This is a genomic window from Stenotrophomonas sp. 1278 (assembly GCF_029892765.1).
Taxonomy (GTDB): domain Bacteria; phylum Pseudomonadota; class Gammaproteobacteria; order Xanthomonadales; family Xanthomonadaceae; genus Stenotrophomonas; species Stenotrophomonas indicatrix.
The window spans coordinates 1-13,081 of sequence record NZ_JARXWD010000022.1 but is presented as its reverse complement, the minus strand read 5'-3'; the positions used below and the strand labels follow the sequence as shown (position 1 = coordinate 13,081).

The 13,081-nt window shown below is 67.1% G+C and carries 9 protein-coding genes; 1 reads left to right on the top strand and 8 read right to left on the bottom strand.

What is annotated here, in order from left to right; all coding sequences use genetic code 11:
* Nucleotides 1–14 precede the first annotated feature (14 nt).
* From M2299_RS16330 to gap, 8 genes are all read right to left on the bottom strand, one after another.
* Nucleotides 15–1,127, bottom strand: coding sequence for an ABC transporter substrate-binding protein (locus M2299_RS16330; protein WP_140227840.1), 1,113 nt, complete (start codon nucleotides 1,125–1,127; stop codon nucleotides 15–17).
* 135 nt (nucleotides 1,128–1,262) lie between these two features.
* Nucleotides 1,263–2,267, bottom strand: coding sequence for a class I fructose-bisphosphate aldolase (locus M2299_RS16325; protein WP_099785228.1), 1,005 nt, complete (start codon nucleotides 2,265–2,267; stop codon nucleotides 1,263–1,265).
* Between the two features lie 198 nt (nucleotides 2,268–2,465).
* On the bottom strand, nucleotides 2,466–3,932 hold the full coding sequence (gene pyk, locus M2299_RS16320; RefSeq protein WP_032975201.1) for a pyruvate kinase: 1,467 nt from the start codon (nucleotides 3,930–3,932) through the stop codon (nucleotides 2,466–2,468).
* 181 nt (nucleotides 3,933–4,113) lie between these two features.
* Nucleotides 4,114–4,782 (bottom strand): HAD hydrolase-like protein, encoded by a 669-nt coding sequence (locus M2299_RS16315; RefSeq protein ID WP_280884694.1) that lies wholly within the window; start codon nucleotides 4,780–4,782, stop codon nucleotides 4,114–4,116.
* Nucleotides 4,779–5,954 (bottom strand): phosphoglycerate kinase, encoded by a 1,176-nt coding sequence (locus M2299_RS16310; protein WP_099843483.1) that lies wholly within the window; start codon nucleotides 5,952–5,954, stop codon nucleotides 4,779–4,781. The genes M2299_RS16315 and M2299_RS16310 overlap by 4 nt, the downstream gene beginning before the upstream one ends.
* Nucleotides 5,955–6,587: 633 nt before the next feature.
* Nucleotides 6,588–7,964 (bottom strand): DUF3999 domain-containing protein, encoded by a 1,377-nt coding sequence (locus tag M2299_RS16305; protein ID WP_280884693.1) that lies wholly within the window; start codon nucleotides 7,962–7,964, stop codon nucleotides 6,588–6,590.
* The gene (locus M2299_RS16300) at nucleotides 7,961–10,645 is read right to left on the bottom strand and encodes a DUF2339 domain-containing protein (protein WP_223486540.1); all 2,685 of its coding nucleotides are present in this window, start codon (nucleotides 10,643–10,645) and stop codon (nucleotides 7,961–7,963) included. The genes M2299_RS16305 and M2299_RS16300 overlap by 4 nt, the downstream gene beginning before the upstream one ends.
* Nucleotides 10,646–10,772: 127 nt before the next feature.
* The gene (gene gap, locus M2299_RS16295; protein WP_025874252.1) at nucleotides 10,773–11,777 is read right to left on the bottom strand and encodes a type I glyceraldehyde-3-phosphate dehydrogenase; all 1,005 of its coding nucleotides are present in this window, start codon (nucleotides 11,775–11,777) and stop codon (nucleotides 10,773–10,775) included.
* Between the two features lie 193 nt (nucleotides 11,778–11,970).
* Here gap and M2299_RS16290 point away from each other — a divergent pair, with 193 nt between their 5' ends.
* Entirely contained in the window at nucleotides 11,971–12,600 is a 630-nt protein-coding gene (locus M2299_RS16290; protein ID WP_025874251.1) for an OmpW family outer membrane protein, read from the top strand.
* Nucleotides 12,601–13,081 lie beyond the last annotated feature (481 nt).

Below are 13,081 nucleotides of genomic sequence, written 5' to 3'. Positions count from 1 at the left end.
TCCTCGTGGCGGCGTCAGTCCGTCGCTTCAGCGGCAGCGTCGGCGGCCGCCGTAGCAGCAGCTGATGCAGCGGCCGAAGCGGCGCCGTCGATCTGCACGCGTACTTCCACCATGCCCGCTTCATCGCTGAGGCTGGACACGTCCACCGTGTAGTGGCCGGCCGGCAGCGATTCTTCCACGCGTGCGTTGGTGCCGTTGCCACCATCGTCATTGACCAGCTCCACGTCGCCGCCGACCACGCGCAGTACCGTATCCACCTGGCTGGAAATGGCGTCCAGGCGCACATCGGCCGCACGCGGCAGGCTCAGCAGGAAGCGGCGGCGGCCTTCGCCATCGAGCATGGCGAAGACACTGCCGTTGTTCGGCAGGGAGGTGCCATCACGCATGACCATGTTGGCCGGCAGCTCGGTGCGCTTGGCCGTCAGTTTGAAAGCGCCGGTACTGTCTTCATCCAGGCTGCGCACGCGCAGGGTGTACTTGCCCGGTTCCAGCGGCATGCCGATGCGCGAATTGGTGTCATCACCGCCATCGTCGTTCTCCGACTGGACGCCGTTGCCATCCAGCTTCAGCACGGTATCGAACGCCTTCGATTCCAGGCGGATTTCGTACATGCCCGCCTTGTCCACCTGCAGGGTGTAATCCTGCGACTTGGAGACCAGCAGGTCGGCGATCTCACCTTCGGCCACCATCGGCTTGCCGTCATACGGCACCAGTTTCTCGGCGCGCAGGCGGTACGGACCGAAGGCGGAGGGGCCGTCGGCATTGATGGCCACCTGGTAGCTGCCAGTGCCGTTGGCGCGGAACGCCAGCGAGACGTCGTTGCCGCGCTCGTAGCCCGAGTTGCTGCTGGCCACCAGCACGCCATTGTTGAACACGGCGATCGAGCCGCGCAGCGCACCGGTCAACGTGATGCCGGCCAGTTGCTTGTCTTCCAGCTTCAGCTGGTACAGCTGATGGTGGCTGCCATCGTTGAAATTGACGCCGCTGCGCGAGGTGATTTCGCCGGAGACCGGCTTGTCGAACTCCAGCGAGGGGGCCTTGCCCACGTCCGTGCTGCCGCCCATCCGGTTGCAGCCGCCGACAGCCAGCACCGTGGCAACGGCCAGCGTGATTGCGGTGATACGCATGTTTTTTCTCCTTGGCCTTCCATGTATGCCCCACGCACTGGCCTGGCGTGCGGGAGGCGGCAACGATACCGGCAAAAGCAAACGCCGGCGTGATGCCGGCGCTGCCTTGTTCAGTTCATGCTGCGCAACGGCGGATCAGCCGTTCCACTTGCCCAGCGCGGCCTGGCCGTTTTCCTTGGCGCGCTCGTAGACGGTCTTCTGTGCTGCGGCGTAGTTGCCCTTCATGTCCTTGCCCCACAGCTTCAGCGCCGCCTGCTGCATGGCACGGCCATAAGAGAAGCTCAGCGGCCACGGCAGGTTGCCCATCTGGTTCATGGCGTTGAGGTGGGCGGTGGACTGCTCATCGCTCTGGCCACCGGACAGGAACACCACGCCCGGCAGGATCGCCGGCACGGTGCTCTTCAGGCACATCACGGTCGACTCGGCCACTTCCTCGACATCGGCCTGCTCGTCGCAGCCCTTGCCGGAGATGACCATCGAAGCCTTCAGGATGGTGCCTTCCAGCAGCACGTTCTGCTGGTACAGCGCGTCGAACAGCGAACGCAGGGTGGCTTCGGTGACTTCGTAGCAGGTCTCGATGTCGTGCTCGCCGTCCATGATCACTTCCGGCTCGACCATCGGCACCAGGCCGCATTCCTGGCACAGCGCGGCGTAGCGGGCCAGCGCATGCGCGTTGGACTCGATGCAGGTGCCCGACGGAATGCTCTCGCCGATGTTGATGACCGCACGCCACTTGGCGAAGCGCGCGCCCAGCTTGTAGTACTCCTGCAGGCGCTCACGCAGGCCGTCCAGGCCCTCGGTGACCAGCTCGCCCGGGCAGCCGGCCAGCGGGTGCGCACCCTTGTCCACCTTGATGCCCGGGATCATGCCGTGGTCGGACATGTACTTGGCGAACGGCACGCCGTCCTTGGTCGACTGGCGGATGGTCTCGTCGTACAGGATGGCGCCGGAAATGTGCTCGTTGAGCTTCGGCGTGGTCAGCAGCAGTTCGCGGTAGGCGCGACGGTTCTCTTCGGTGTTCTCGATGCCGACGCTGGCAAAGCGCTTGGCGATGGTACCGGTGGATTCGTCGATCGCGATGATGCCCTTGCCCGGGGCAACCATGGCCTGGGCGGTTTCAGCCAGCTGTTCGATGCTCATGTACTTCCTGTGGCGGGTGCGGGAAAAACGTAAGTATAGCCCCGCTATCCGTTGCCCCGACGTGGAGGCTCGGATGGAACCGGTTCCACTGTCTGTACGGGACAGGAAATGTCCTGCCGGATCGGGTCAGAGCCCCTTTCGGGGATCTGACCCCGGGTCGGATCCGCGCCCGCGGCTCCGACCCGATGTGGCCACCTCTTACAGGTCGCCCAGGCCGCTGGCGCGGCCGTCTTCGCCCACTTCCAGCAGGCGCAGGGTATTGGTCGCGCCGTGGGTTTCCATGTGCTCACCGCTGGTGAACACCACGCGGTCGCCGGCCTGCAGCATGCCGCCCTCCACCAGCAGGCGGATGCTGCCGCGTGCGGCTTCGCGCGGGGTGAAGCCCCGGCTGTCGAAGTTGATCGGGAACACATCGCGCATCAGCGCCATCTGCCGGCGGGCGCCGTCGTGGCGGGTGACCGCGAACACCGGTGCCGAGGCACGGAATCGCGACAGGTAGCGCGCGGTGCCACCGGATTCGGTCATCGCCACGATCGCGCGCACGCCCACGTGCTGGGACAGGAACATGGTGGCCATGGCAATGGCCTGGTCGGCACGTTCCAGGTTGCGCGGCGAAGCGCCGAAGTCGGTCTCGGTCTGGAACTGGCGCTCGGCGCCCAGGCAGATGCGCGCCATCGCTTCGACCGCCTTGACCGGATACGCACCGGCGGCGGTTTCGGCCGACAGCATCACCGCATCGGTACCGTCGATGACCGAGTTGGCCACGTCCAGCACTTCGGCACGGGTCGGGATCGGGCTTTCGACCATCGACTGCAGCATCTGGGTAGCGGTGATCACCACCTTGTTCTGCGCCAGCGAGGCCTTGATGATCTTCTTCTGCAGGCCCGGCAGTTCGGCATCGCCGATTTCCACGCCCAGGTCGCCACGCGCCACCATCACCACGTCACTGGCGTCGACGATCTCTTCCAGGTTCTCGATGGCCTCGGTGCGCTCGATCTTGGACACCAGCGCGGCGTAGCAGCCGTGCGATTCGGCGATCTCGCGCGCATCGTTCATGTCCTGCGCATTGCGGCAGAACGATACGGCGATGAAATCCACGCCGATCTTGGCGACGATGCCGATCAGTTCCTTGTCGCGCTCGGTCAGCGCGCCCAGCGACAGGCCACCGCCCTGCTTGTTCAGGCCCTTGCGATCGGACAACGGACCGTCGTTGAGCACGGTGTTGATGATGCGCTCGCCCTGCACTTCCACCACCTGCAGCTGCATCAGGCCATCGTCGAGCAGCAGCACGTCACCGGCGGTCACGTCCTGCGGCAGGCCGAGGTAGCTCACGCCCACCTGGGTGGCATCGCCGGGGCCGGCATCGGTGCTGGCGATCAGGTCGAAGCGGTCACCGGCCTTGAGATGCACCTTGCCCTCGGCGAAGCGCTCGATGCGGATCTTCGGGCCCGGCAGGTCTGCCAGGATGCCCACTTCCACACCCACGCGCTGCGCGGCGGCGCGCACATCGGCGGCACGCTTGGCCTGGCCGGACGGGTCACCGTGGCTGAAGTTGAGGCGCACCACGTTGACGCCGGCGCGGAACAGATCCTCCAGCACGCCCGGCGGATCGGTAGCCGGACCGAGGGTGGCAAGGATCTTGGTGCGACGCTGACGCTCGAACATGATGGATGGGCCTCTCCCGTTAAAGGACGGAAATTAGCACATCCTTCACGTCCCATGTATACGGTTACAGCCTTGTGCTGCCTGACTCTGCGGGACATCGCATGGACATGTTCCGGACATACGCTGGTCGATGGCAGCCGAAACGCCGCCGGGCAAGGCCCGGCGCGCGGCATCGTCCAACTCAGGCGAGCAAGGCCAGCAGCTGCGCCGGATCACGGGCCAGCTGCCCGGCACCGGCCTCGGTCAGCTCCTGCTCGCCACCAAAGCCCCACAGCACGCCCACACTGCGCAGCCCGTGGTGACGGGCGCCCTCGATGTCCATGCGGCGGTCGCCGATCATCCAGCAGCGTTCCGGCGCCAGCTGCAGGCGATGCAGCGCCTCGCCCACCAGCTGCGGCTTGCTGCTGCGCGAGCCATCCGGGGTTGAACCGATCACGTCCTCGAACAGGCCACCGAACGGCAGATGCTCGACGATGCGGCGGGCATGCGGCTCGTTCTTGGCGGTGACCACCGCAAGACGATGGCCGCGTTCGTGCAGCGCGCGTACCACCGCTTCGATGTCCGGGTAGATCGTATGCTCGCGCCAGCCTTCCACGTCGAAACGCTCGCGATAGAAGGCCACGGCCTGCTCCACCCGCTCGGGCTCACCGAACAACGGCGCGAACGTGGTGCGCAGCGATGGGCCGATCCAGCCCAGCAGCGTTTCCTGCGGCGGCACCGGGTAATCCATCTTCTGCAGCGCATAGGCGATGCAGGTGGTGATGCCCACTTCCGAATCGATCAGCGTGCCGTCCATGTCGAAGAAGAGCGTTGCACGCTCTTCTCCGTCCACCCGCGGATCGACGCTCATGCGCCGCGCGCGGCCAGGGCAGCCACTGCCGGCAGCGTCTTGCCTTCCAGGAATTCCAGGAACGCGCCGCCACCGGTGGAGATGTAGCTGACCTGCTGGGCGATATCGAACTTGTCGACCGCGGCCAGGGTATCGCCACCACCGGCGATGGAGAACGCCGGCGAGCTGGCGATGGCGCGGGCCAGCGCTTCGGTGCCCTTGCTGAAGGCTTCGAACTCGAACACGCCGACCGGGCCGTTCCAGACCACGGTGCCGGCCTTGGCGATCAGCTGTGCGTACTGCGCGGCCGTCTGCGGGCCGATATCCAGGATCAGGTCATCTTCGGCCACCGCATCGACGGCCTTCACTTCGGCAGCCGCGTCGGGCAGGAACTGCTTGGCGGTGACCACGTCCATCGGCAGCGGGATGTCCGCACCCCGCGCCTTGGCGTCGGCCACGATCTTCCGGGCGGTATCCAGCAGGTCCGGCTCGTACAGCGACTTGCCGACCTTGTAGCCGGCCGCCGCGATGAAGGTGTTGGCGATGCCACCACCGACGATCAGCTGGTCGACCTTGCCGACCAGGTTGGCCAGCAGTTCCAGCTTGGTGCTGACCTTGCTGCCGGCGACGATGGCCAGCAGCGGCTTGGCCGGCGCATCCAGGGCCTTGGCCAGCGCATCCAGCTCGGCCATCAGCAGCGGGCCACCAGCAGCGACCGGGGCGAAACGGATCACGCCATGGGTGGACGCCTGCGCACGGTGCGCGGTACCGAACGCATCCATCACGAACACATCGCAGAGAGCGGCGTACTTCTTCGACAGGGCTTCATCGTCCTTGCCTTCGCCAACGTTCATGCGGCAGTTTTCCAGCAGCACCAGCTGGCCCGGCTGCACGTCGACGCCGTCGACCCAGTCACGCACCAGCGGTACTTCGCGGCCCAGCAGCACCGACAGGCGCTCGGCCACCGGCGCCAGCGAATCGGCTTCGCTCCACACGCCTTCCTTGGGGCGGCCCAGGTGCGAGGTGACCATCACCGCCGCGCCCTGCTCCAGCGCGCGCTTGAGCGTCGGCAGGGAAGCGGTGATGCGCTGTTCGGAGGTGATGCGGCCATTCTCGATCGGCACGTTCAGATCCTGGCGGATCAGCACGCGCTTGCCGGAGAGGTCGAGGTCGGTCATGCGGACGATGGACATGGGCAACTCTTTGGCTCTGGAGATGGGATGCCGGCGTGCGGCAGACGGTCATTGTATCGGGTGCGGCTGGCGGCCGCGCCGCTGCCTGCGGCAGGCTTCGAAGCAACGGCAACAGCAACGGCAACGGCCGAAGCACTGGCGCTTCGTTGTGCTGTGGGTGGGCCGGGGCGGTGTGGGCCCGCGGGGGACGCCGTGAATCCATCCCTGGAGGCTCGGGCGCGCCATCCATGGCGCTTACGCCCCCGCGACCCCACACCACCCCGGCCTCGACAGGTTCATGAGGCGGAGCGGACGGCAAAGGCAAAAGCAAAGGCGGTTTCTGGGGTCGGATGAAGAAAGAAGGGGTCGGAGCCGTTTTCCTGCGGAAAACGGCTCCGACCCCGATGGCCGTGGAGCGAAGCGACCCGCTTTGGCTCCTGCTCTTCTTTTTTCTCTTCCGTGGGTGGACGCACACGGAAATTGTCAGAGGCCGGGCGGGTGGGCTGGGCAGGGGTGTCAGCCGCATGGATGCGGCTGCCAAGCCTACAAGGACGTACTTGCGGCGTCCCCTGCACAGCCCACCCGCCCGGCCAAACCACGGCTTCTGCTCTCAACGACCGGCCACCCACGAGGGGCTGCGCCGTTCGCTGCAAACTACGCCGAAGGCGACGGCTTCTGCTTCAGCAGGCTCAACGCCAGTCCACCCACAACCAGCACGCCCAGCCCCAGCAACGCCCACAGCAACCACGCCTTCCAATCGTGCTGCGGCTTCAGCGCTGCGTCACCGGCGAGCGTCTCCGGACTGCCCTCCAAGCGTGCCAGCGTCGGCTGCCACGACGGATCATTGCGCTGCCGCAGTTCCTCGATCAGCACCGTGATCGGCGCCTCCGCGCGGCGCGCGGTCGTACTGCCCACGGCCAGCGCGTAGGGCGCTGCGCCCTGGCTGAGGAACACCATCACCTCCGGTTGATAGCCCAGGCGCAGGGTCGGGGCGCTGGTGGTCTCCACCGGGCTCGCGACCAGCTTCCAGTAACGGTCGCGGTACATGCCGCCCAACGGCTGGGCCGCCGATTGCTGGCGCTGGCCCGGTGCCCCCTGCTGCAGCTGATAGGCGATCCAGGGCGCGCTGCGGCGCTGCCATTCGGAGCTTTCGTCGTCGCGGCTGAACAGGGTCCACTGCACCAGGCTGTTGTCGGTGCTGGCCACGTCGGCGCGGGTCACCGGGAATCGACCATCCAGTTCAAAGGTGAATTCCCCCTTGCCCTGCGCGGTCGGTGTCAGCGACAGCCACTCCCAGGGCACCGTTGCCGGTGCCGGCGGCAGTTCGGCCAATACACTGCGCAGCTCCGGCAGGCGCGCCTCGCCCTGCGGCAGGATCCGCAGGTAGCGCACATTGCTGTCGACCTGCAGGCGTCGCTGCAGCAGGCGCTTGCCCGCACGCTGCAGGTCCACCAGGGGGACATCACGGGCGATCGACTGCCAGCGCTGCAGATCATCGCTGGCGTCAAGCTGTACCTGCGCCTGCAGCGGCTGGCCACTTTCGGCCCAGTCCAGCACCAGCGCTGCCAGCGGCTGCTGGCCAAGCACGCTGGCATCGATCAACCAGCCGCCCTGCCCGTTCGCCACCGCACCACCACCAAGCCTGGCCTCGACCCGGCGCACACGGCCGTCGGTATCGCGCTCGGTCAGCAGCTGCAGATCGTTGCGCTGGGCCTCGGCCAGTGGTGGCAGCGCGAACCACGGCAGTTCGCGCTGCACCGGCGGCTGCGCCAACGGCTGGTCCGGCGCCAGCAGCGCCGATGGCAATGCCTGGCCGGCAGCGTTGAACACCTGCAGATCGCCCAGATCAGCGGCGCCTGCGCGGCGGTAGATCGCCGGCTCCAGCACCACACGATAGGCACCGGACTGCGCGCTGGACAGGCTCAGCGGCCACTGTTCGGCGTACTGCGCGCGGTAGTCCGTGGCCTGCGCGGCAACCGCACCGGCCACGCCGAACAAGACCGGCAGCAACGCTCGGCTCCACTTCCTCATTGGTTTTCCTCCACGGTTGGCGGCGCGCTCGGCGGCGCGGGCGCCAGGTAGCCCACCACGGTGCACAGCAGGCCGTAGGCGATGAACGATGCGATTCCCAGCAGGTTGCCCAGATGCTGGCGGTCGATCAGCACCAGCTTGGCCAGCACCACGGCCATCAACACGGCACCAACCATCCACAGCACACGCTGGCCGCGACGCGAGCCCCACACCCAGGCGATCACGCCCAGTACGCTCCACAACACGGTCAGGCTGGTCTGGGCCAGGCTGAAGCGGGCCATCGTCGGATCCCAGACCACACCGCCCCAATGATGCACGCCGTGCAGCACGGTGCTGGTCAACGCGATGAAACCGGCCACGGCCAGCACCGGCACACGCAACCGCTGCAGCTGCGCCGGTCCCTGCGGGTCATACAGCCAGCGCGCGATCAGCAGCAGGCTGACCCACTGTGCAAGCTCGGCAGGATTGAGCAGCGGCAACCACGGCAACGGCGTGGCGTCGCCCGCCAGGGTCAGGCCGAACAACCAGGCCAGCGCCAGCAGCGCGAAAATCACACACTGCAGCGGCAGGCGCACCGGGTCAAACGCAGCACCCAGCGGCCAGCGCAGCACGTTCCAGCGCCACAGCGACAGCGCCGCCAGCAGCAGCCACGGCAACGTGACCAGCAATGCCGTCCAGCCCTGCGCCAGGCGCGCGTCGCCGCCGCCCCACAGGGCCAGCAGCGAAAGCAGCGACGGCCACAGCAGCCACCACAGGAACTGCGCGATACGGGCCACGCCGCCGCTGCCCTGGCGCAGGCACAGCAGGCTGCGCACGCCGAGCACGGCGAACACTGCCCATGCCAATGCGCCGTAGCCGGCAAACGGCTGCTGGTGGGCATCGCTCTGCAGCAGGGCCAGCGGGAAGCCGGCGGCCAGCATCGCCAACGCGGTCACGCCCAGCGCACGTGCCGGCATGCGGCGCTGCACCTCCGAGGTCAGCCAGGCGGTGACGGCGGCCAGCACCAACACCGCGTCGGCCTGCGCCGAATGCTGGAAGAAGCGGCCGATTTCATGCACCAGACCGCCCAACCACCACAGCAGGCCCCACAGGTAGTACGCCAGGGCGATGTCATGGCGCTGCCTGCGCTGATAGCTCCACGCCGCCGCGAAACCCGCCACGGCCAGCAGCAGTGCGCCGATCGCGGTCGGGTTGAGCAGGAAACGCTGGTCCTGGTGCCAATGGTCGGCGCCCACCACGAATGCGAATGCGGCGGCGAGCTGCAGCAGCGCACCGGTCACCTGCGGCAACCAGCGCTTCTGGCGCAACCCCAGCCACGCCAGGCCGGCACCTTCCAGCGCGAACACCGCACCGGTGGCCCGCGCCGACAATGCCAGCGGCACCGCCAGCGTCGCAAAGCCCACGGCCAGTACCGCATGCGACTGCGCCAGCACCGTGTACGACGCGCGTGCGATCAGGGCCCGTGCCAGCAGCGCATAGATCGCTGCCAGGCCCAGCGCGCACAGGGCCAGCTTCATCGGTTGTTCGTGCAGCATGCCGGCCTGCAACGAGAAGGCGATCAGCGGCGTGCCGAACACCAGGCTGCCGTCGACCAGATCGCGACGCCCGGCCGGCTGCCGGCGCGCATACAACAACGGAATCAGCAGATAGAAGACGAAGAACAGCAGCAGGAACGGTTCGGTACTGGCGAACTTGGCCGCGTCGTACTGCAGCACGCCCCAGAAGGTGCCGATGCCGAAGGTGAACGCGAAACCCAGCAGGTTCAGCACACGCCACGGGCGGTACCAGGCAATGGCGAAAATGCCCGCGTTGAGCACGGCGTAGTAGCTGAACAGCCCGACGTGGTTGCCACTGCCGGTGGACAGCCACAGCGGCGCCATGAAGCCGGCCAGGATGCCCAGCACTGCCAACGTCCTCGAGTTCTGCACGACCGCCAGCACGCACAGCCCCGCCACCAGCGCGATCGAGCTGGCAAAAGCGAAGCCGGGCGCGAGCAGATCGAAACGCTTGAAGGCAGCGAAGATGGTCAGCAGCAGTACGCCGATGGCGCCCCCCTGCAGGGCCAGCGCGAACATCCGCCGGCGCTCGCGCTGGTGCCAGCCGAAGGCCAGCAGGCCCAGCGCACCGACGGTGATGCCCGCCAGCCGCAGCTCGACCGGCACCACCAGCCAGCCCTGGTCGCTGACGTACTTGAGCAGCGCAGCAACGCCGGCCAACAGCACCAGCATGCCGATCTTCACCGGCACATTGCCCTGGGTGAACCAGTGTTTGACCGCACCGATCGCGCGCTCGACCAGGTTCGGCAGGGCCGGTTCCTCTGGCAAGGGCGGCAATGTGGGCTCAGGTGGCAACGGCGGTGGCGGCGACGGACGCGCGGGTTGGACCGGTGGCGGCAGGTCCTCGCGGGCGGCAACCGGCGGCGGGGCCGTGGCCGCCGTGGGCCGCAGGAACGAGGGCTCGCTGCCGGGTTCGCGCGATGCCGCAGGCGCGCGCGGCGGCTCGGCCACGGCCGAGGGCGCACGGTCTACGGTCCCTGCCGGGTTGGGCGCGACCTGCACGCTCTGTGCGGCCTCCAGCGCGGCAACCCGCCGGCGCAGGCCGGCAATCATCACCAGCGCCACCACCAGCAGCAGCGGTATCGCCAACAGGACCAGTACTGCCAGGACCAAGAGTGCTTCCATTCCTCGCCTTCCAATGCGATCCCGCGCCACGATGGCGGCGGTCGACGGGCCCATGCTACGTCAGGCCGGGCCCCTTAAACGACGAACCCCGGCCAGGCCGGGGTTCGCGCGACGATCTTCGCAGGCCTTACTTGGCTGCGACGACCTTGGCCATTTCCAGGCACTTGTTGGAATAGCCCCACTCGTTGTCGTACCACGACACGAGCTTGACGAAGGTGCCGTCCAGCGCGATGCCGGCGTCTGCGTCGAACACCGAGGTGTGGGTTTCACCGCGGAAATCAGTGGCCACCACCTTGTCTTCGGTGTAGCCCAGGATGCCCTTCAGCGCGCCTTCGCTCTGTGCCTTCACTTCGGCGCAGATCTCGGCGTAGGTGGCTTCCTTTTCCAGCTCGACGGTCAGGTCGACCACCGACACGTCCGAGGTCGGCACGCGGAAGCTCATGCCGGTCAGCTTCTTGTTCAGTTCCGGGATGACCACGCCGACGGCCTTGGCCGCACCGGTGGAGGACGGAATGATGTTCTCCAGGATGCCGCGGCCGCCGCGCCAGTCCTTGTTGGACGGGCCGTCGACGGTCTTCTGCGTGGCGGTGGCCGCATGCACGGTGGTCATCAGGCCGCGCTTGATGCCCCACTTGTCATTGATGACCTTGGCCAGCGGCGCCAGGCAGTTGGTGGTGCACGAGGCGTTGGAGATGATCGCCTGGCCAGCGTAGGTCTTGTCGTTCACGCCGAACACGAACATCGGCGTGTCGTCCTTCGACGGTGCCGACAGGATGACCTTCTTGGCGCCGGCATCGATGTGCTTCTGCGCACTGACCTTGTCCAGGAACAGGCCGGTGGCTTCGAGCACGACGTCAACGCCGACTTCGTCCCACTTCAGGTTGGACGGATCGCGTTCCTGGGTCAGGCGGATCTTCTTGCCGTTGACCAGCAGATCCTTGCCATCGACGGCTACGTCGGCCTTGAAACGGCCGTGCACGGAGTCGTACTTGAGCATGTAGGCCAGGTAATCCGGCTCCAGCAGATCGTTGATGGCCACGATTTCGATGTCGTCGCCGAAGTTCAGCACCGCCGAGCGCAGGACGTTACGCCCGATGCGACCGAAACCGTTGATACCAACCTTGATTGCCATGTTCTCAAGCTCCTGCAGCCGCGACAGGTGCGGCGGGGTGGATAGGGCCCACAAGTCTAGCAGGCCGGCCTTGACCACCGCCGGCCAAGCCCGCCGCCGGGACGGGGGCCGGACAGGATTTGATCCGGATCAAAGCGTTAGCGCGGCGTGAGGCCGAGACTGGCCACATCCACCCAGCAACGAGATCACCCCCATGCGCAAGACCTCCCCCCTGATCGTGGCCAGCCTGGCCGCCGCCCTGTCGTTGGCCGCTGCCCCGGCCATGGCCCAGTCCAAGGGCGACTGGACCCTTTCCGCTGGCGTGCACCAGGTCGCCCCGAAGTCGAACAACGGCTGGCTGGCCGGCGGCACCCTGAAGGTCGACGTCGACAACGACGTCAAGCCGACCATCACCGGTGAGTACTTCATCGCCGACAACCTGGGCATCGAAGTGCTGGCGGCGCTGCCGTTCAAGCACGACATCAACATCAACGGCCTGGGCCGCGTGGGCAGCACCAAGCAGCTGCCGCCGGTGGTCACCCTGCAGTACCACTTCAACAGCAAGGGCAAGGTGTCGCCGTTCGTGGGCGCCGGCCTGAACTACACGACCTTCTTCAGCGAAGACACCACCGGTGCGCTGGCGGGCAGCAAGCTGAAGCTGCAGGATTCGTGGGGCCTGGCCGCGCATGCAGGCATCGACTTTGCGATTGGCGAGAAGGGCGCCCTGCGCGTGGACATGCGCTGGATCGACATCGACAGCAAGGTGAAGCTGGACGGCGAGAAGATCGGCACGGTCAACATCGATCCGCTGGTCTACGGCGCGTCCTACGTCTTCAAGTTCTAAGGGGTTGATTGGCGGGGGCTGCGCCCCCGCTCCCCCGCTACAGGCAAAACCCTCGCAGCATGTTGCCCCGGTATGTGTGTGCCGGGGCTTTTTTGTTGGTGCAGAGCGCGGATCTGCGTTTGGGTGGGGCAAGTGAGTTGCTCAGGACACGCCGTAAATACGTCCATGTAGGCTCGATCGCCGCATCCATGCGGCGAACGGTCCTGAGCAACTCACTTGCCCCACCCCTTCCATTTTTCCGCGCGCGCAGGCGCAAGCAGCAGCCGGCACCCGCATGACCCAGTTGCCATCGGCCGGATGCGATCCTGCATTTGACTCTGATTCTGCTTCTGACGTTTGCATCCGCCACCGCGGCCATGTTGGAGGTGTGCGGTCGGGGGGGGGGGGGGGGGGGCGGGGGGGGGCCGGGGGGGGGCCCCCCCCCCCCCCCCCGGGGGGTTGGGCGGGGCCCCCCCCCCCCCCCCCCCCCCCCCCCCCCCCC

Excerpts from the sequence above, each read along its gene's own strand:
- M2299_RS16300 (WP_223486540.1), bottom strand. The coding sequence starts at position 10,645 with ATGGAAGCACTCTTGGTCCTGGCAGTACTGGTCCTGTTGGCGATACCG.
- M2299_RS16310 (WP_099843483.1), bottom strand. The coding sequence starts at position 5,954 with ATGTCCATCGTCCGCATGACCGACCTCGACCTCTCCGGCAAGCGCGTG.
- M2299_RS16330 (WP_140227840.1), bottom strand. The coding sequence starts at position 1,127 with ATGCGTATCACCGCAATCACGCTGGCCGTTGCCACGGTGCTGGCTGTC.
- M2299_RS16305 (WP_280884693.1), bottom strand. The coding sequence starts at position 7,964 with ATGAGGAAGTGGAGCCGAGCGTTGCTGCCGGTCTTGTTCGGCGTGGCC.
- M2299_RS16290 (WP_025874251.1), top strand. The coding sequence starts at position 11,971 with ATGCGCAAGACCTCCCCCCTGATCGTGGCCAGCCTGGCCGCCGCCCTG.
- gap (WP_025874252.1), bottom strand. The coding sequence starts at position 11,777 with ATGGCAATCAAGGTTGGTATCAACGGTTTCGGTCGCATCGGGCGTAAC.
- pyk (WP_032975201.1), bottom strand. The coding sequence starts at position 3,932 with ATGTTCGAGCGTCAGCGTCGCACCAAGATCCTTGCCACCCTCGGTCCG.
- M2299_RS16315 (WP_280884694.1), bottom strand. The coding sequence starts at position 4,782 with ATGAGCGTCGATCCGCGGGTGGACGGAGAAGAGCGTGCAACGCTCTTC.
- M2299_RS16325 (WP_099785228.1), bottom strand. The coding sequence starts at position 2,267 with ATGAGCATCGAACAGCTGGCTGAAACCGCCCAGGCCATGGTTGCCCCG.